Annotated in this window: 16 protein-coding genes, 1 tRNA gene and 1 riboswitch; of the genes, 3 read left to right on the forward strand and 14 right to left on the reverse strand. The window is 72.5% G+C overall.

All coding sequences use genetic code 11. The annotated features are described in order from the left end of the window. Positions 1-6 precede the first annotated feature (6 nt). The 5 genes from PV682_RS28410 to PV682_RS28430 all read right to left on the reverse strand — a co-directional run bounded on the left by PV682_RS28410 (position 7) and on the right by PV682_RS28430 (position 5078). Complete coding sequence (locus PV682_RS28410; protein WP_407705753.1) at positions 7-1329, reverse strand: PrsW family intramembrane metalloprotease; 1323 nt, start codon at positions 1327-1329, stop codon at positions 7-9. 106 nt (positions 1330-1435) lie between these two features. Further along, positions 1436-2254 carry a tRNA (guanosine(46)-N7)-methyltransferase TrmB gene (trmB, locus tag PV682_RS28415; RefSeq protein WP_319734655.1) on the reverse strand — a complete coding sequence of 273 codons (819 nt, stop codon included), beginning with the start codon at positions 2252-2254 and terminating at the stop codon, positions 1436-1438. 262 nt (positions 2255-2516) lie between these two features. Next, positions 2517-3464: an aldo/keto reductase gene (locus PV682_RS28420; RefSeq protein WP_319734656.1), complete on the reverse strand. Its 948-nt coding sequence runs from the start codon at positions 3462-3464 to the stop codon at positions 2517-2519. 135 nt (positions 3465-3599) lie between these two features. Continuing rightward, entirely contained in the window at positions 3600-4595 is a 996-nt protein-coding gene (locus PV682_RS28425; protein WP_319734657.1) for a M23 family metallopeptidase, read from the reverse strand. Between the two features lie 9 nt (positions 4596-4604). After that, a riboswitch (cyclic di-AMP (ydaO/yuaA leader) is annotated at positions 4605-4762 on the reverse strand. 242 nt (positions 4763-5004) lie between these two features. After that, a tRNA-Met gene (locus tag PV682_RS28430) sits at positions 5005-5078 on the reverse strand. A 276-nt stretch (positions 5079-5354) separates the two neighbouring features. On the opposite strand from PV682_RS28430, the gene PV682_RS28435 reads away from it, so the two are divergent. Then, entirely contained in the window at positions 5355-7049 is a 1695-nt protein-coding gene (locus tag PV682_RS28435; RefSeq protein ID WP_319734658.1) for an RICIN domain-containing protein, read from the forward strand. A gap of 151 nt (positions 7050-7200) precedes the next feature. Here the strand turns inward: PV682_RS28435 and PV682_RS28440 are convergent, their stop codons facing one another. The 5 genes from PV682_RS28440 to PV682_RS28460 form a co-directional block, all read right to left on the reverse strand. Next, positions 7201-7983: a hypothetical protein gene (locus PV682_RS28440; RefSeq protein WP_319734659.1), complete on the reverse strand. Its 783-nt coding sequence runs from the start codon at positions 7981-7983 to the stop codon at positions 7201-7203. Then, positions 7980-8519 (reverse strand): SigE family RNA polymerase sigma factor, encoded by a 540-nt coding sequence (locus tag PV682_RS28445; RefSeq protein ID WP_319734660.1) that lies wholly within the window; start codon positions 8517-8519, stop codon positions 7980-7982. The genes PV682_RS28440 and PV682_RS28445 overlap by 4 nt, the downstream gene beginning before the upstream one ends. A 143-nt stretch (positions 8520-8662) precedes the next feature. After that, positions 8663-8788: a hypothetical protein gene (locus PV682_RS28450; protein WP_319734661.1), complete on the reverse strand. Its 126-nt coding sequence runs from the start codon at positions 8786-8788 to the stop codon at positions 8663-8665. Between the two features lie 70 nt (positions 8789-8858). After that, positions 8859-10067: an alginate lyase family protein gene (locus tag PV682_RS28455; protein WP_319734662.1), complete on the reverse strand. Its 1209-nt coding sequence runs from the start codon at positions 10065-10067 to the stop codon at positions 8859-8861. A 156-nt stretch (positions 10068-10223) separates the two neighbouring features. Continuing rightward, the gene (locus PV682_RS28460; RefSeq protein ID WP_319734663.1) at positions 10224-11333 is read right to left on the reverse strand and encodes a dihydrofolate reductase family protein; all 1110 of its coding nucleotides are present in this window, start codon (positions 11331-11333) and stop codon (positions 10224-10226) included. 88 nt (positions 11334-11421) lie between these two features. Between PV682_RS28460 and PV682_RS28465 the strand changes: the two genes are divergently transcribed. Next, positions 11422-11922: a MarR family winged helix-turn-helix transcriptional regulator gene (locus PV682_RS28465; RefSeq protein ID WP_112474674.1), complete on the forward strand. Its 501-nt coding sequence runs from the start codon at positions 11422-11424 to the stop codon at positions 11920-11922. A gap of 120 nt (positions 11923-12042) precedes the next feature. Beyond that, positions 12043-12672 carry a GTP cyclohydrolase II gene (locus tag PV682_RS28470; protein ID WP_319734664.1) on the forward strand — a complete coding sequence of 210 codons (630 nt, stop codon included), beginning with the start codon at positions 12043-12045 and terminating at the stop codon, positions 12670-12672. 445 nt (positions 12673-13117) lie between these two features. Here the strand turns inward: PV682_RS28470 and PV682_RS28475 are convergent, their stop codons facing one another. The 4 genes from PV682_RS28475 to PV682_RS28490 all read right to left on the reverse strand — a co-directional run bounded on the left by PV682_RS28475 (position 13118) and on the right by PV682_RS28490 (position 17078). Beyond that, positions 13118-14305: an FtsX-like permease family protein gene (locus tag PV682_RS28475; RefSeq protein WP_319734665.1), complete on the reverse strand. Its 1188-nt coding sequence runs from the start codon at positions 14303-14305 to the stop codon at positions 13118-13120. After that, positions 14302-14988: an ABC transporter ATP-binding protein gene (locus PV682_RS28480; RefSeq protein ID WP_319734666.1), complete on the reverse strand. Its 687-nt coding sequence runs from the start codon at positions 14986-14988 to the stop codon at positions 14302-14304. The genes PV682_RS28475 and PV682_RS28480 overlap by 4 nt, the downstream gene beginning before the upstream one ends. A 210-nt stretch (positions 14989-15198) precedes the next feature. Then, a complete protein-coding gene (locus PV682_RS28485) occupies positions 15199-16680 on the reverse strand; it encodes a hypothetical protein (protein WP_319734667.1) in 1482 nt (493 codons plus the stop codon). Further along, positions 16680-17078 carry a hypothetical protein gene (locus PV682_RS28490; protein ID WP_240001574.1) on the reverse strand — a complete coding sequence of 133 codons (399 nt, stop codon included), beginning with the start codon at positions 17076-17078 and terminating at the stop codon, positions 16680-16682. Before PV682_RS28490 ends, PV682_RS28485 begins: the two co-directional genes overlap by 1 nt. Between the last annotated feature and the right edge of the window lie 14 nt (positions 17079-17092).

Here is a 17092-nt window from a genome sequence, read left to right on the forward strand (position 1 = left end):
ACGCCGCTAAGCCCGGTAGCCGCCGTAGGGCGGATACGCCGCCACCCCGTACGCCACCGGCTGCTGCCACGTCACCGGCGGCTGCCAGCCGTGGTGCTGCCACGGCATGATCACCGGCATCGGCGGAGCCGTCGCGCGGGCCGCGTACTCCAGGGCCGGGCGGGTTGTGGTGCGGGCGGTCCAGAGGGCCGTCAGGAGGCGTTGCTCGCGGGCCACGAAGTCGGCGGGGGCGTGGCCGAGGCGGCCTCGGCGGCGGAGTTGGGCCAGGGCCAGGGCTGTCGACTCGTACTCGGTGAGGGTTTGCGCCGCCGGTTTGCCCAGGTAGTGCGTCGCGTAGTCGCGGGCGACCCGGCGGGCCTTCATCGAGGCGAGGGCGAAGGGTTCGGCGGGGGAGAGCCAGCCCGCCGCGACGTACGGGGGGAGTTCCTCGCGGAGGTGGCGGAGTTCGCGTTGACGGGTCCAGATGACCAGCCAGGTCAGGAGGCCGAACACCGGGACCATGAACACGCCGTAGACGGCGAAGAAGCCGAGCGGGCCGAAGTGCGCGGAGCCGTTCCACAGGGAGTGCATGCCCATCGCGAGGAGCAGGCCGGTGAGGGGGAACAGGACGCGGCGTACCCGGCGGGTGGCGACCGTGAGCGCGGAGAGGCCGAAGCCGATGCCGGTGAAGACCGTGAACAGGGGGTGCGCGAACGGGGACATGATCACCCGTACGAAGAACGTCGCCGCCGTCACCGACACCTTGTCGCCGGCGATCTGGTCCGTGCCGTACGCCGAGCCCAGATAGAGGATGTTCTCGGTGAACGCGAAGCCCGCAGCGGCGGTTCCCGCGATGACGACGCCGTCGACCAGGCCCGTGAACTGCCGCCTGCGGAACAGGAAGACGAGCAGGACGGCCGCGGCCTTCGCCGACTCCTCGACGATCGGCGCGATCAAGGTGGCGCCGAGGGTGTCCGCGCCGTCCGGGTCCGCCGTCGTGTTCGCTATCCACTGCGTCGTGAACGTGTTCGCCACGATCGCGATCAGCGTCGCCGCGCAGGCGCCCCAGGCGAACGCGAACACCATGTTCCGCCAGGGCGCCGGGTCCACCCGGTCCAGCCAGCGGAACGCGGTGACGAGGAGGGGGACGGGGAAGACCGCCAGGCCGAGGCCCACGAACAGGCCCTGCGTGCCGGTCTGTTCGCGCACCAGCGCAAGGATGACGACGCCGGAGATCGCGAGGAGGGTGATCAGGGCGGTGTAGCGGACGGCTGGGCGCTGCCACCAGCGGGGGCGGGGTATCAGGGGGACGGGTGGGTACGCGGCACTGGTCGACACGTCAATGACCATAACGAGGGAAGGGTTCTGCCGCGATGGGTTGTTGGGCGGGTGCGGGTTCGTTGTGGCTTGTCGCGCCCACGCGGCGGAGCCGCACATCGATACAGCCCCGCGCCCCTTAGGGGCGATGTTCTACCCGGCGGAACAACAAGTCCCGTACCACGTGGCCCTTCTCGATGCCCTGGCCCTCGAAGCGCGTCAGGGGGCGGAAAGTCGGCCTCGGGGCGAACCCGCCGTCCGCCTGCGTGTTCTCGAACTCCGGGTGCGCGGTGAGGACTTCGAGCATCTGTTCCGCGTACGGCTCCCAGTCCGTCGCGCAGTGCACGACCGCCCCGGGCCGCAGCCTCGTCGCCGCCAGGTCGAGGAACTCCGCCTGGATCAGCCGCCGTTTGTGGTGGCGCTTCTTCGGCCACGGGTCCGGGAAGTACACGCGCAGCCCGTCCAGCGCGTCCGGCTTCAGCATCTCCCGCAACAGGATGATCGCGTCCCCGTTGGCGACCCGGACGTTCGTCAGCCCGCCGCGCTCGGCGAGGTTGAGGAGGTTGCCCTGGCCGGGGGTGTGGACGTCCACGGCGAGCACGTTCGTCGAAGGGTCGGCGGCGGCCATCGTCGCCGTCGCCTCGCCCATCCCGAATCCGATCTCCAGGACGACGGGCGCGTCGTCCCCGTACAGCTCGCTCAGCTCGACGGCGTGCCCGTCGATGTCGATCCCCCACCGCGACCACAGCCGCTGCAACGCGTCCGCCTGCCCCGCCGTCACCCTGCTGCGGCGCGGCTGGAAACTCCGGATCCGCCGCTCGAAATGCGACCCGGCGGGATCGGCCTTCGGCCCGTCGGGAAACCGGGGCTCGCCTTTGGGGCGGGCGCGCCGGACGGAGGCGTGGACTTCGGAGCCGGGGGTCTCCGGCTCGCTGCTGGGGTTCGGTGAATCAGACACAGTGCGTCGATTTTACGGGTGGGAGCGGGGGTGTGCTTTCGGGAAGCCTCCGGCTCAGCCACACCCAGCCTGTCCGGCGATCGAGGACGAGGCCCTCCGGGCCGAACGGGGTCGAAGGGGCGGAGCCCCTGGAGGATGTGGGATCCCCCCTGCTCGAAGAGCTTGGGGGAGGGTAGGGGCGGCGGGGGCGAGGAAAGTCGGTTCGGCGGCGAGGCCGTCACCCCCCGCCGCCGGGAACCCGCGTCGACGAGCCCCCGTACCCCTACGCCGAAGCCTCCGTGAGCCGCCCCACCTCCGCCGCCGTCAACTCCAGCTCGCCCACCGCGAGGAGTGCCGGAAGCTGTTCCACCACCCGCGCGGAGGCGATCGGCGCGGCAACCGTCGGCTGGGCGGCGAGCCAGGCGAGGGCGACCGTGGCGACCTCGGCGCCCCGGGCCGCGGCGACCTCGTCGAGCGCGGCGAGGACCTTGACGCCCCGCTCGGAGTCGAGGTGCTTGCCCGCCCCGGCGGCGGCACGGGCGCCCTCGACGACTGTGCCCGGCCGGTACTTGCCGGTGAGGAAGCCGGAGGCGAGCGCGAAGTAGGGGACGGCGGCGAGGCCGGCCTGGGAGGCGGTGGACCGGAGGGCGCCCTCGTAGGTGTCGCGGGAGACGAGGTTGTAGTGGGGCTGGATCGCGACGTACCGGGCGAGGCCCTCGCGGTCGGAGAAGTCGAGGGACTCGCGCAGGCGCTCGGCGGAGATGTTGGACGCGGCGATGTGCCGCACCTTCCCCGCCCGGACGAGTTCGTCGAGCGCGCCGATGATCTCCTCGACGGGCGTGTCCGGCTGGTCGAAGTGCGTGTAGTAGAGGTCGATGTGGTCGGTGCCGAGGCGCTTCAGGGACGCGTCGGCCGCGGCCTTGATGTTGTCGCCGGAGAGCCCCTGGAACTCGGGGTGCTGGCTGACCTTGGTCGCGATGACGACGTCGTCCCGGTTGCCGCGCGAGGCGATCCACTTGCCGATGATGGTCTCGGACTCGCCGCCGCTGTTGCCGTCGACCCAGGCGGAGTAGGCGTCGGCGGTGTCGACGAAGTTGCCGCCGGCGGCGGCGTACGCGTCGAGGACGGCGAAGGAGGCCGCCTCGTCCGCGGTCCAGCCGAAGACGTTGCCGCCGAGGGAGAGGGGGAAGACTTCGAGGTCGGAGGAGCCGAGCGGGCGCAGAGTAGTCATGATGTACGTCAACGACGGCCACGGACGGGCGCATTCCGCCGGGACCGCAAAGTTCCGGTCAGAACCGGACCCGCACAGACCGGGGCCGCCCCGAACACCGAGGCGGCCCCAGAACAACCACGTCCTACAACGACCTCACGGGTTCAGCCCGTTGCTCCGCAGCCAGGCCATCGGGTCGATCCCGGTCGCGGCCCCGTCGGGGTGGACCTCCAGGTGCAGGTGCGCCCCGGTCACGTTCCCGGTGGCCCCGACCCGCCCGATGACATCCCCCGTACCGACTTTCTGGCCGACACTGACGCTGATGGACGACTGGTGGGCGTACCAGATCTCGGTGCCGTCATCCAGAGTGAGGATGGTGCGGTAGCCGTACGACCCGGCGTACCCGGCCTCCGTGATGGTCCCGCTGTGGACGGCCTTGATGAGCGTCCCGGTGGGCGCCGCGAAGTCGAGCCCGGTGTGGTAGCCGGACGACCACAGCGCCCCGGACTGCCCGAACGTCGAGGTGATGGTGTACGACGAGGTCGGCAGCGCGTACTGCTTGGCGAGCTCGGCGAGCCGCGCCTCCTCGGCCTTGCGCTTGGCGGCGGCGTCGGCCTCTTCCTTGGCGTCCTCGACGTTGGCCTGCGCGGCCTTGGCGGCCTTGGCCGCGGCCTCGGCCTCGGCGCGCTGGGCGGCGACCTTGGCCTGCTGCTCGGCCTGCGTCTGCTGGGACTCGGCCTGCGCGATGATCCGGCTGCGCAGCGCCTCGGCGGCGTCGGCGGACTCCTGGCCGGCCTCGGCGACGATGTTGCTGATCGGCGCGGGGTCCTGGGCCTCGTCGCCGCTGTCGGAGACGAGGGAGCCGACGCCGGGTATGTCGGCGACGTTGATGGAGACGGGTGCGTTGCCCGTGTTGGCGCTGGCCATGCCGCCCGCGCTGACCGCGGCGATGACGCCGACGCCGAGGACCGTGGAGCTGCGGGCGAAGCCGCCGCCACCGGCGCGCTGCCTGGCGACGCGGTGCTTGCCCTTGACCGGCGCGAGGGAGTCGGCGGTGGGGTTCCACTCCTCCCAGAGGCCCTCGTCCTCGGCACGGTAGCCGCCGAACCCGAAGGTCGGCTTAGGGGTTTCCTGGGCAGTCGGGTTCGCCACGCGGGCGCACTCCTTTCCTTCCGCCGCCTACCGGGTTAGCTGACGGGTTCGGAGCGGGAAGGTCTCCTACGCGCGTAAACCGGCCGCTCGTGAGCGGTGGCGTCCGCGTGATTCACCCCAAGGTGGTGGTTCCCCGGTTCCCTCGCGGGATTCGGCGCGTGCGCACGGAGCCGTCTCTGGTGACGGCTGGGACAACCGTGCTGCGTTATCGAACGTTAATCGACCCGGGTGCCCGTTTCCAAGCCGTTCCTCTTGATCGACAAACATTTTTGGCCCGGGATTATTGGGTCAACCGCAGGGAAAAACGGGCGAGTTGGGGTGCCGATGAGAACAGTGGGATACACAGAGTGATCGACTGCGGGCACAAAAGAACCGGGACCCTGTTTCCAGGATCCCGGTCCTTTTTCAGTAGCGGGGACAGGATTTGAACCTGCGACCTCTGGGTTATGAGCCCAGCGAGCTACCGAGCTGCTCCACCCCGCGCCGTTGGCCTAACTATAGGCAGACGCCGGGCGGATCACCAAATCGCTGCTCTGTGGATCTCCGCGGCAACCTTTCCCGGCCTCTCCGACCACTCAGTGGTGCCCGGCCAAGTGGTCCGGTCACGCGCAAGAGTCGAAAGAGAGCACAGGCATGTCCCTGGAACGAGAACGCAGACATGTCGGCGGCCACCGTGCCGACGGCGGCGCGCGCGGCGGCCGTCCGAAGCATCGTGGCCGTCGGCTGCTCGCGCGTCGGGGCCTCTGGGGAGGACTCGCCATGGTGATCGTGGCCGGCTCGGCCGTCGTGGTCAGCCAGGCTTCGGCGGACCAGAAGACCCTGGACGTGAAGAAGTGGTACGTCCTGGTCAACCGCAACAGCGGCAAGGTGCTGGACGACCTCGGCGCCGCCAGGAACGACGGCGCGGCCGTGGTGCAGTGGGCGCGCCACGGCGGGGCCAACCAGCAGTGGCAGTTCATCGACGCGGGTGACGGGTACTACCGGCTGAAGAACCGGACCTCCGGCAAGGTGCTGGACGACCTCGGCTGGTCGAAGACCGCCGGCTCCGCCCTCGTGCAGTGGAAGGACCTGAACGGCACCAACCAGCAGTTCAGACTGGCCAAGTCGTCGAACGGCTACGTGCGTCTGGTCAATCGCTTCAGCGGCCTGGCTGTCGGTGTCCGCGACGCCGCCAAGGCCGACGGGAACGGCGTCGTCCAGAACCGCGACCGGGGCGGCGCCGATCAGCAGTGGCAACTCGTCCCGGCCGGGAGCGTCGGCGGCGCCGGTACGCCCACCGCACCGAGCAGCAGCGCTCCCGCGAGCCCGGCTCCGGGCGGCACGCGACCGTCGTCCTCGTCGTCGCCGTCGTCGCCCGCGGGTGGTGGCAGCAGCTCGGCGAAGCGGTTCATGGGCAGTGACAAGGTGATCATCGGCGGCTCGATGACCGACGCCTCGGCGACCGCCGCACCGTTCGACGCGCGCTACGCCTATGTGCACAGCCGGCCCGCGCCCTCGTCGGACTACTACACGGCGGCGAAGTGCAAGGACGCGTGGTCGAGCTGGTGGGGCTGCTGGAACGGCAGCACCACGGCGCCCGGCACGTACGTGACCTGGCGGGACGACGTGGCGTCCAAGGCGACGTACAAGGGCGGCGCGCGTCCGCAGAAGATGCTCTGGACCTGGTACTCGTTGCGCGACCTCGGGGACGCGGCGGGCGAGGGCGACGGCCCCGGCGAGGTCAAGGCCATCAACCGGACCGACCTGCTCACCCGGTACCTGAACGACTACCGCTTCTTCCTCCAGAAGATCGGCACGTCCCACGACATGATCGACCTTGAGCCCGACTTCTGGGGCTTCGCCCGGTCGCTCGGCGATCTGCACAAGGTTCCCGCGCAGGTCTCGGGCGCGAATCCGAAGGATTGCGGATCGCGGGAGAACAGCGCCGCCGGCCTGGCCCAGTGCCTGATCTCGATGGCGCACACGTACGCGCCGAACGCCGGCGTGGGGCTGCACCTCTCCTGCTTCGACTGGGAGAGCAACCTCCAGAAGTGCGTCAAGGACTACGCGGACCTCGGGGCGAAGAACGCCGACTTCCTGGTCAGCGACGTCTCGGACCGCGACGCCGGCTGGTACGCGCAGTCGGCCCACGGCGGCCTTGACAAGTTCTGGACCGACCAGAAGGCCGCCGCCGCGCTGAAGTTCTACAAGACGATGTCCGAGTCCGTCGGCAAGCCGGTGGTCCTGTGGCAGATCCCCGTGGGCAACATGGCGCAGAACAACACCCGCAACCACTACAAGGACGACAAGGTGGACTGGTTCTTCGCCCACATGGACCGGGTCGCGGACGCCCACGTCGCCGGCCTGTTCTTCGGTCCGGGGCAGGACGAACAGACCACGGTCGAGTCCGACGGCGGAAACCTGATCAACAAGACGATCGCCTATCACAACTCGGGCGGTACAGCGCTCAAGTAGCGGTACAGCACACAGCGCGAAAGGGCGCCCCCATCTCCTTCGATGGGGGCGCCCTTCCTCGTCTTCGGCGGGCTGAGGGCCTGCGTGGAGCCGCCGGGCTTGCCCGCGGCCCCTCCCGTGCGCCGTCGCCCTGCCTGCCGCACAGCGGCGTTCACCGGGCCGGGACGAACCCTCCCCGGACCGACGCGGAGCCGTCCGGCCCCTGTGCGTCGACGCGGTAGCCGTCGCCCGCGGCACTGCGCACGCCGGGGCCGTTGTTGAACTGCGCGGCGAACTCATGGCTCCCGGCCGGCACGGTCAGGCCCGGCTTGAGGACCCAGCGGTGGACCAGCGCGCCCCCGGTCTCCTGGACGGTGACGGTGAAGTCGCCGTCCGGCAGGGTCTGCCAGGTGCCGGTGTTCTTCGCCCCGCCGGTCTGCACGATCCGGATCTCGACCGTGAGCGAGGTGAGGGGCCGGGTCGTCCTGAGGACGAGGTCGCTGCCCGTCCAGTAGACGGTGCTCTTCGGGTCCAGCGAGCCGGCCGACCACAGCGGCCCGTTCCGGCTCTCGTCAGCGGTCGGCGAGGGCGAGGGACTGGAGGCCGGCGGAGTGGGGCGCGGGCTGCCCGGGGTGGTGGCCGGGGGCGGCGCGACAGGGGTGGGGCGGGCCGATGCCGGGGGCGGGGAGCTGATGGTCGGGGACGGGGTGGCAGGCGTGGTCACGGTGGGCGCCGGGGTCGCGACGATGGCGGCGACGGCGAGGCCGCCGGTCGTCAGGATGCCGGTGGCGGCGAGCCCGGCGAGGGCGATCCTGGTCCCGGACTTCGCGAACGGTCGCGCGCGGTGCCGGACGGCGGGGCCGGCCATGCCGCGTTCCACCCGGGCCAGCATCCGCGCGCGGTCGGGCCGGTGGGCCTCGGCGGCCTCGCGCAGCCGACGGTCGATCTCGTTCACCGGTTCCCCCTCCCTGGCACCAGGGCCCCGGCCGCGTGGGCGCCCAGGAGCTTCTTCAGCTCGGCCATTCCCTTGGAGGTCTGGCTCTTCACCGTTCCGACCGATATGCCCAGTGCCGCCGCCGTGTCCTTCTCCGACAGGTCGAGGGCGTGCCGCAGCACCACGCAGGCGCGCTTGCGGAACGGCAGCCGGGCGAGCGCCGCGCGGACGTCCAGTACGGCCGCCGCGTCCGGCCCCTCCACCTTCTCGGGCTTCTCGGGACTGCGGGACCAGAACAGCGTGATCCGGCGCCGCTCCCGCACCGTGCTGCGGATCCGTGCCCGCGCGAGGTTGGCCACCACGCCACGGGCGTAGGCGAGCGGGTGGTCGGCCTGCCGCAACCGGTCCCAGCGCTGCCACAGGGCGACCAGGGCATCCGCCGCGAGGTCGTCCGCCGCGTCGCTCTCGCCGGTCAGGAGGTGTGCCAGACGAGCGAGCTCGGCGTAGTGGCGTTCGAAGAATTCGTGGAACTCCGCGGACGCGTCATCGAGGACCATCCCCCGGTCGCCCTCTCCTTGCCATGACGTGCGCGTTACTTGTGCTTTCAACGACTGGGGGCGCAGCCCAACAGTGCCCGGCCCGGGATTCGAACGGCGGCCGTGCTCGGTTGCGGGGCGGTGAAGGCTGGCCGGCGGGCTAGTCAAGGCCGGGCGGACCGGACGCCGGGCTGCTGCTCGACGTCCGGCCGCACGGCGGTGCCGTGACCGGTCCGCGCCTGCGCCACGGCCTCGGCGCGGCGTGCTTCGTTGCCCTCATGCCCGTCCATCCGGTAGTTCGACTCGGCCTTCCGGCTCCCAGTTGCCGCACAGGACGAGAAGGTTGCCGCCGCGAGCGGCTCAGGGGTTACGGGCGTGCGTCAGCGTCTCCCAGGCCACGAACAGGTCGTCCGTCCCGGCGGGCCGGTGCCGTTCCACCAGCCGGTGCGCCGCCGGGACGGGCTCGTCGAGGCGGCCCTCCAGGTGGTTGACCAGGACCTCCAGGTCGGGCCCCAGGTTCCGGTCGACCTTGCCGCCGCACAGCCACGCCGGGGCCTTCTCGCCCTCCTGGTAGCGCGCGTGCAGCTCGGCCGCCGCCTTCAGCCGGTCCTTGGCCTCGCCGTACAGGTCGACGCCCTGGTGCCAGGCCGTCTCCGCGATGTGCGAGGCCGCGGCCAGCGAGTACCCGGCGTGCTTGAAGTTGCGGCACGTCTCCTGGGAGACGCCGTCCTTGAACGTCGTCTGCCCGAACCAGTACTTCGTGAGCTTCGCCGGGTCGTCGAGCCCCGAGCGGGCGGGCGCGATCGGGACCTTGCCGTCCTTCTCCAGATAGAAGTACGCCGGGACCCGCGCCCGGAACCGGCTCAGCGCCCGGTCGAACACCTTGTGGTCGTTCGTGAAGACCCCGATGCCGATCGCCGCGTCCGTCATCGCGAGGTCCCAGTTCCCGTTGTAGTCGGGGACTTCGCGCGATACGACGGGCAGGTACGCGTTCCTGAGCATGTCCTCGAACCTGCGCACCCGCTCCGCCGGCCACCCCGCCCCCGGCGTGTGCCGGACGATCTCCGCCGCCCGCGCCCACGTCGACCCCGCCCACGCGGTCTGCAACCCGGCGTCGTCCTCGGTGTGCCGCCGGATCCTCCCCGACCAGGCGTCCATGATCTCCCGCGCCTTCACGGCGTGCGCCGGCTTGCCGGTCACCCGGAACAGCAGGGCCTGCGTGTACGCGGCGATCGCATCCCGCCGCTCCTCCACGCAGCCGTGCGCGGGCCGGTCCGGCTGGTCGCCGCCGGGGCAGTCGACGCTCTCGTACGGCTGCGGCCGGTACTTGTACGAGCCGTACTCGCTGTCCCGCATGTCCAGGTAGGCGCGCAGCCAGGGCTGCTTGCCCGCGTGCACGTTCTCGCGGGCGGCGTCGAGCTGGGCACCGTTCACGAGGACCCCCGGATGCGTGAACGACGCGTCCGGGGGGAGGGCTCGGGCCATCTGGCGGGTCTCACCGGCGGAGGTGGAACAGGCGGCTAGGGCTGCGCCCAGGAGGAGGGCGGTTACGGCGTTGGCTGACCTCATGTGGGCAGCGTCACCCGCGCGAGGGCGGTACGCAGGCTGGGGTGGGCCGGTCGTGTGGGGTGCGCGCGGGCCCGCTCACGCGGTGGCAGCCGCGCCCCGCACCTCTGAGGCGCCCCGAGGAGGCGGCAGCCGTACGCCGCGCGCCCCCTCAGTGCCTCACGCCTCCGTCAGGTGCGCGTTCGGTGCCTTCGCCCTCGCCTCGTACTCCGGCAGCAGCACCACGTCCACCCCCGCGTCCCGCAGCAGCCCGTTCCCGTCCGCGTCCTGGACGAAGGTGTCCGGCTCGATCCAGGCGGTCACCACCCGCCGCACCCCCGCGTCCAGGATCAGCCGCGCGCACGGCGCCGGCCGGGAGGCCCTGCGCGCGCACGGCTCCAGGCTGGAGTACACCGTCGCCCCGGCCAGCCGCGGATCCGCCGGGTCCAGCTTCGCGAGCGCCGCCTCCTCGGCGTGGACGACGGTGTCGGCGCCCTCCCGCGAATGCCCGCGCGCCAGTTCCGTACCGTCCCGCGCGACGATCACCGCCCCGACGCTGAAGGCGGTCTCCGAGGGCGGGCAGAGCGCGGCGAGGTCGCAGGCGACGCCCAGCCAGTGGTGGTCGGCCGGGGTCACGCCGGGCCGGTACCGCATCAGCACGACGTCCTCCAGCTGCCGCGTCTCGATCAGCCGGAGCCGGCCGCGCTCGTACTCGCCGGGCCCGAACAGCCGGGGCGCCTTCGGGTCGCCGACGAACAACGGGGCCACCACGAGCTGGAGTTCGTCCGCCAGCCCCGCCTGCACGAGCTGCGTGTGGATCGTCCCCCCGCCCTCGACCATCAGCCGCCTGACCCCCTTCGCGTACAGGTCCGTGAGCAGCCGGTGCCAGTCGAGCTCCGGTCCGAGGGGTACGACGTCGGCGCGGATGCCGAGTTCCGCGACGCGGCGGGCGCCCAGGTCCGTCGTATAGACGGCCTTCTCGCCGCCGGTGTGCCAGAACTTCGCGTCGGGATCGAGGTCACCGGACGCGGTGACCGTCACCTTCAGGGGGTACTCGGCGCGGCCCTCGGCGAGGCGGGCGGCGCGGCGCTCCTCGGAGTAGACGAGGAGGCGCGGGTTGTCGGCGCGGATCGTGCCGGCGCCGATCAGGATCGCGTCGGCGGAGGCGCGGACCTCGTCGACGCGGTCGAAGTCGGCGGGGCCGGAGAGGAGGAGGCGGGCGGGGGCGGTGTCGTCGAGGTAGCCGTCGAGGGAGACGGCTGCGGAGAGGAGGACGTACGGGTAGGGCATCGGTGCGGTCTCCCCAGGCTCGTATGGCTGACGTTGGCTCGCATGGCTGACGCTTGGTTCAAGTTTGAAACAAAACTACACTGGCCGTATGACGACCCGCTGGCTCAGTCCCGACGAGATGCGCGCCTGGCGCGCGTACGTCTCCGCGCTGTTCCTGGTGGAGGACGCGCTCGACCGGCAGCTCCAGCAGGACGCCGGTATGCCTCACCTCTACTACTCCATCCTCGCCAACCTCTCCGACGCTCCGGAACACCGCATGCGCATGACGGACCTCGCCGAGAGTACGAAGATCACGCGCAGCCGTCTGACGTATGCCGTGACTCGGCTGGAAAAGGACGGTCTGGTCCGGCGCGAGCAGTGCCGGTGGGACAAGCGGGGGAGCATCGCGGCGCTCACCGGGGAGGGGCTGGCGATCCTGGAGCGCGTCGCGCCGGGCCACGTCGAGACGGTCCGCTCGGTGCTGTTCGACCGGCTCACGCCGGAGCAGGTGGGGCAGTTGGAGGAGATCAGCCGACGGATCACCGAGGGGCTCGAAGGGGAGGAGGTCCCCTGGCGGCGCAGATCCTCGGGGTGCGAAGGCGTCACGTGACGTACATCAAAACCAGTTGCTTCAACTTTAAAACGAGGAGTATGGTCGGGAACCGAGCATCTGCTTCAAATCTGAAACAGATGCCCGTTGGCTCACCCGCCCCGGCCCCCGGAGACCCGCATGCCCGACTTCCCCGCCGCCACGCCGCGCTCCCGCGTCCGGGTCCCGCTGCGCTTCGCCGACGGTTACAGCGTCGAGTCCGAGATCGTCACCTTCGACGGCCTCGCCGACGGCCAGGAACACATCGCCCTCGTCCTCGGCGACCCCGCTTCCGCCACCCCCCTCGTCCGCCTCCACTCCGAGTGCCTCACCGGCGACGTCTTCGGCTCCGCCCGCTGCGACTGCGGCCCGCAGCTGCGCGAGGCGGTGGAACGCATAGCGGAAACCGGCGGCGTCCTCCTCTACCTCCGCCAGGAGGGCCGCGGCATCGGCCTCTACAACAAGCTCGACGCGTACGCCCTCCAGGACCAGGGCCTCGACACGTACGAGGCGAACAAGGCGCTCGGCCTCCCCGAGGACGGCCGCGACTACACGGCCGCGGCGCAGATGCTCGCCGCCCTCGGCATCACGTCCCTCGACCTCCTCTCCAACAACCCCGACAAGGCCGCCCAGCTCCGCGCCCTCGGCGTCGCCATCCGCGACCGCGTCCCCACGGGCGTCTTCACGACCCCCCACAATGTCCGCTACCTCCGCGCGAAGGTCCTCCAGACGAGCCACACGCTGCCGCTGGCGGAGCTGAACGCGGGGTGAGAACGGCTGGGGGGCGGGGGTGCGGCCTGTGGGACAGGGGCGGGGCGGAAATCGGGGCGGGCTGCCGACAGGGGCCGTCGGAGGGCCGCCGGCAGGAGCCGGGGCGGGCTGCCGACAGGGGCCGTCTGAGGGCCTCATCGGGGAGAACCTCGTCGGGGTGGGCGCCGGAGGGCCTCGTCGGGGTGGGCGTCGAAGGGACCCTCAGCGCGGGCGTCGGAGGACCGTCGGCGTGGGTGTGAGCGTCAGCGCCACCGGCCGTCGAAGAGCCGTCGGCGTGGGTGTGAGCGTCGGCGCCACCGGCCGTCGAAGGACCGCCAGCGTGGGCGTGAACACCGACACCGCCGGACCCGCCGCCCCGCCTCCGGCCGTCGAAGGCCCGTCAACGTGCGCGTGAACACCGACACCACCGGACCCGCCGCCCCGCCTCCGGCTCATCGGCGGCACATCACGACGCCCGCACCACCAGATAAGGGTCCCGTCGGAGCACGCCCCGGCTGCCCAGCAAGGTCCCGGCCGCCAGTCCGACCCCCGGCAGCAGCAGCGCCGCCAGCGCCCAGCCGGCCCCGGGCAGCGCGTCCGTGCGGAAGATCCGCAGTCCGAGGCTCCCGCTGAGCTGCCCGGCGAGGACGACGGACAGGACGGACCCGGCGACCACCCCGACGCCCCCGGCGACACCCCCGGAGAGCGCCGCTTCCCCCAGCAGTACGCGCCGCAACTCTCCCCGCCCGCAACCGAGTACGCGCAGTACGGCGAACTGCGCAAGCCGCGCCCGCACACTGTCCCCGGCCCGGACGACCCCCAGCCCGAACGCGCCGAGAGCCACCGCCACCACCCCCACGCGCATCGCGAGGTCCGCCACCCCGAACAGCCCGGGCAGCTCCCGCACCCGGTCGGCCACCGGCGACGCGGCGAACCCCGCGCGCTGAAGAACCCCGGCGACCCCGGCCACCTCCCGCTGATGCCGGACGACGACCACCGCCGACCGCGCCCCCTTACGCGCCCGGAAGTCCCCCGGCGACTGCCCGGCCCGCGCCGCGGCCAGCAGCGCGGCGGTGTCCTCGGCGAGGTACGCGGCTCCGGGCCCGTCGGCCTGCCAGCTCGGGTCGTACAGGGCGACGACCTTCAGCCGTACGACAGCGGTGGTGCCGGACGCGTCCCCGGTGGCCCTGGTGTACCCGAAACCGACGCTCCGCCCGAGATACGGCCCGAAGTCGGTGCCCTGGGCACGGGCGGGCAGGACGACCTCGCCGGGAGCCAGGGACGCCGGCAGCGTCCCGGCGGTGACCGGCAGATCGTCCCCCGGCGTGAGGGTGTGGCTCGCCAGGTCGTACGTCCCCTCGTCCTCCGCGTACAAGGCCGCCGGATAGTCGGCGACCACCTTCCGCACCCCGGCCACCCCCCGCACCTCCCCGAGCGCCGCCCCCGTCAACGGCCTGGCCGCCCCCTCGAAGGCCGACAACTCGATCTGCGTGAGCCCACCCGACGCGAGCACATCCCGCTCGACGGCGGCCGTCGCTCCGGCCACCACTCCGGCGGACGCGGTGAGGAACGCGGCGAGGAGGGTGAGGGCCGGTACGGCACGGCGCAGCGACCCCGGGTCGCGCTTCCAGGTGTGGACGCTCCAGAGGCTCACGACGGCTTCTCCTCACAGTGGGCTGCGGCCAGGACGCCCGCCTCCAGCGCGTACCGCCGGTCGCAGGCCGCGGCGACCAGCGGATCGTGGGTCACGACGAGGACCCCCGCGCCCCGCTCGGCGCACCCCCGCAGCGAACTCACCACCGCCTCGGCCGACTTGGGGTCGAGCCCGGCGGTCGGCTCGTCCGCCAGCACGAGCACCGGCCGCTTCACGGCGGCCCGCGCGACGGCGACCCGCTGCCGCTGGCCGCCGGACAGTCCGGTGACCCGGGCGTCAGCGAGCGTCTCCATCCCGAGCTCCGCGAGCAGCGCGCGGGCCCGCGTACGGTGCGGGGCGAGCCGGGGTCCGAAGGCGGCGGCGACGTTCTCCCAGGCGGTGAGGAACGGCAGGAGCCCCAGGTCCTGGAGCACGATCCCGATCGACGCCTGCCGCATCCGGTCCCGGTGCGCCGGGGTGAGCGGGCCGACGTCCGTACCGGCGATGCTCAGCCTGCCCGCGCCGGGCGACAGGATCAGGCCGAGCAGCGCGAGCAGGGTGCTCTTCCCCGATCCCGACGGCCCCTGGACGGCCACCGTCGCCCCCGCCTCGACGACCAGATCCGCGTGGACCAGCCCGCCCCCGGAGTCGTATGTGAAGGACAGGGCCTCGGCTTCGACGGCGGGTGGTGGGGCGGTGGCCATACGACGGTGTCCTTGTCTCGTCGGGGGGGCTCGTCAGGGGGCTCGTCGGGTTCTCGTCGGGTTCTCGTCGAGGTCGTGTCAGGCCAGGAGGTAGTACGCGGCCCGGGTCGCCTCGGCGGAGGCGACGCCGCCGGGCGCGTCGGCGTACAGGTCGGGGAACTCGGGGTCCCGGTAGCGCTCCAGCTGGGCGGGCAGCCCGTCCCAGAACTCCTACGGGACGTTCTGTCCGGCGGCGAGCGCCGCCTGGACGGCGTCGGAGGCGGCCGTCAGCCTCCCCGTCCGCAGGGCGGCCCCGGCCTGCGCGACGAAGTCGGTTCCCGCGCCGAGCCGTTCGGCCTGCGCCGAGCAACCCGCGTCGGCGAGCACCGTCACCTCGGGCGCCCGCGCCGCCGCGACAGCCGTACGGCGGCACCCGAGCCCGAACTCGGCCCGCGCCGCCAGCGCGCCGTACCAGCCGCGCCGGTTCCCGGCCGTCAGCCGCGCGGGCACCGTGAGCGCGGCGGCCTCCGCCCTGCCCCGGGCGGCCTGGGGTCCGCAGTCCAGGTCCAGCCGGTGGCACACCATCGCGAGCAGCACACGGTCGGACGGGTCCAGCGCGGGGTCGGCGCCGAGCTGCCGCAGCCGCCGGGTCAGCCACGGCGGTACGTCCTGCTGCCGCGCGCTCGCGGTCAGCGCCCGTACGGCGTTGTAGGTGGCGGTCAGCGTGCCGAGCTGGGCGGGCGACTTGGCGACGAGCCCGTCGCCGCGCACCTCGGCCACCGGGGCGGGCAGCGCCCCGCTCCCGCCGAGCGCCCGCCGGACCAGCCACCGGGTCTGCGGATCGGGGTCGGCGAGCGCGGGCCGCAGACAGTCCCGCGCGACGGTCCGTTTCCCGAGCAGGAACACGGCGGCCAGTCGCGTGGCGTCCCCGCACTCCCCGGTACGACCGGTACGCAGCACCCGCGTCCCCTCGGCCCGTACGCCGGCCTCCGCGAGCGCCTCGACCGCGTACAGGACGGGTACGGCCTGATCAGCGCGCCCGGCGTCGGCGGCGAGCCGCTCCAGCGCCTCCCGGGGCACGTCCGCGCCCCGGCCCAGACAGCGCGCCGTCCGCAGGAACGCGGCCCTGGTCGCGAGCGAGGTCAGCGCGTCGTCGTCCGCGTCCGGGGCCTTCAGGTAGGCGAGCGTCTCGCTCTCGGCGCGCTCGCGGATACCGGCTCTGCTCAGGACCGCGGCGGCGGATCCGGGGAGTGGTGCGGAGGTGGGTCGGGGTGCGGAGCCGGGGCGGGATTGCGGGCCGGGGCGCGGGCCGGATTCCGAGCTGAGGCCGGGTTCCGAGCCGAGGCCCGGTTCGGGTTCTGGCGGCTCGGCGAGGGCGAGACAGACGTAGTGCGCCCGCCAGGCCGGGGTGTCCAGCCGGTCGTCACGTGCGAGGCCCGCCAACGCGTCCGGGTGGACCGGGGGCGGGGTTCCTGTCCCGACGCCGGCCTCAAGACGGCCGTACGCCGTCGGGTACAGCGCCGGATCCCGGCCCACCTCGGCACGGCCCGCCCGCACCAGGTCGTTGGCGCCCCGCAGGGCGTCCAGCTGCCGGGCGAGGTCCTCGCCGGGCCGCGCGGGCCGCTCGACCTCGCCGCCGTCCAGCATCACGACGCCCAGCACCAGCGCGGCGAGCGCCGCACCCGCGCCGGCGAGCATCCCCTTGCCGGCCATCAGTCGTTGGCACAGGCCGAGGCGAACGCCTTGACTCCGGCCTTGAAGGCGCCCCCGTCCGAGCACGTGGTGATACTCGTGTTGATCGAACCTCCGGGATCCGCGATCCCGCTGATGTCCGCGATCCACGTGTTCTCGTTCGTCCAGCTGACCTGCCGGGTGTTCTCACTCACCTGCGTACCGCTCGGACTCAGCGCCAGCGTCGCCTGCCAGCCGTTGGCCTTGACCGTCGCCATGTTCGTGATCTTCCGGACCTTGTACTTCTTGCCGCCCTTGAGGGTCTTCGTGGACGTCTTGAACGAGCACTTGTCCGCGTAGACGTTGCAGTGCCAAGCGTTGACCTCCACCTTCGCCCCCGTCCCCGGCAACGGCGTCGACCCCGTGTCCGAAACAGCCACCCCCGGCCCCGCCA

The sequence above is a fragment of the Streptomyces niveiscabiei genome (genome assembly GCF_033794345.1).
Classification (GTDB): Bacteria; Actinomycetota; Actinomycetes; order Streptomycetales; family Streptomycetaceae; genus Streptomyces; species Streptomyces niveiscabiei.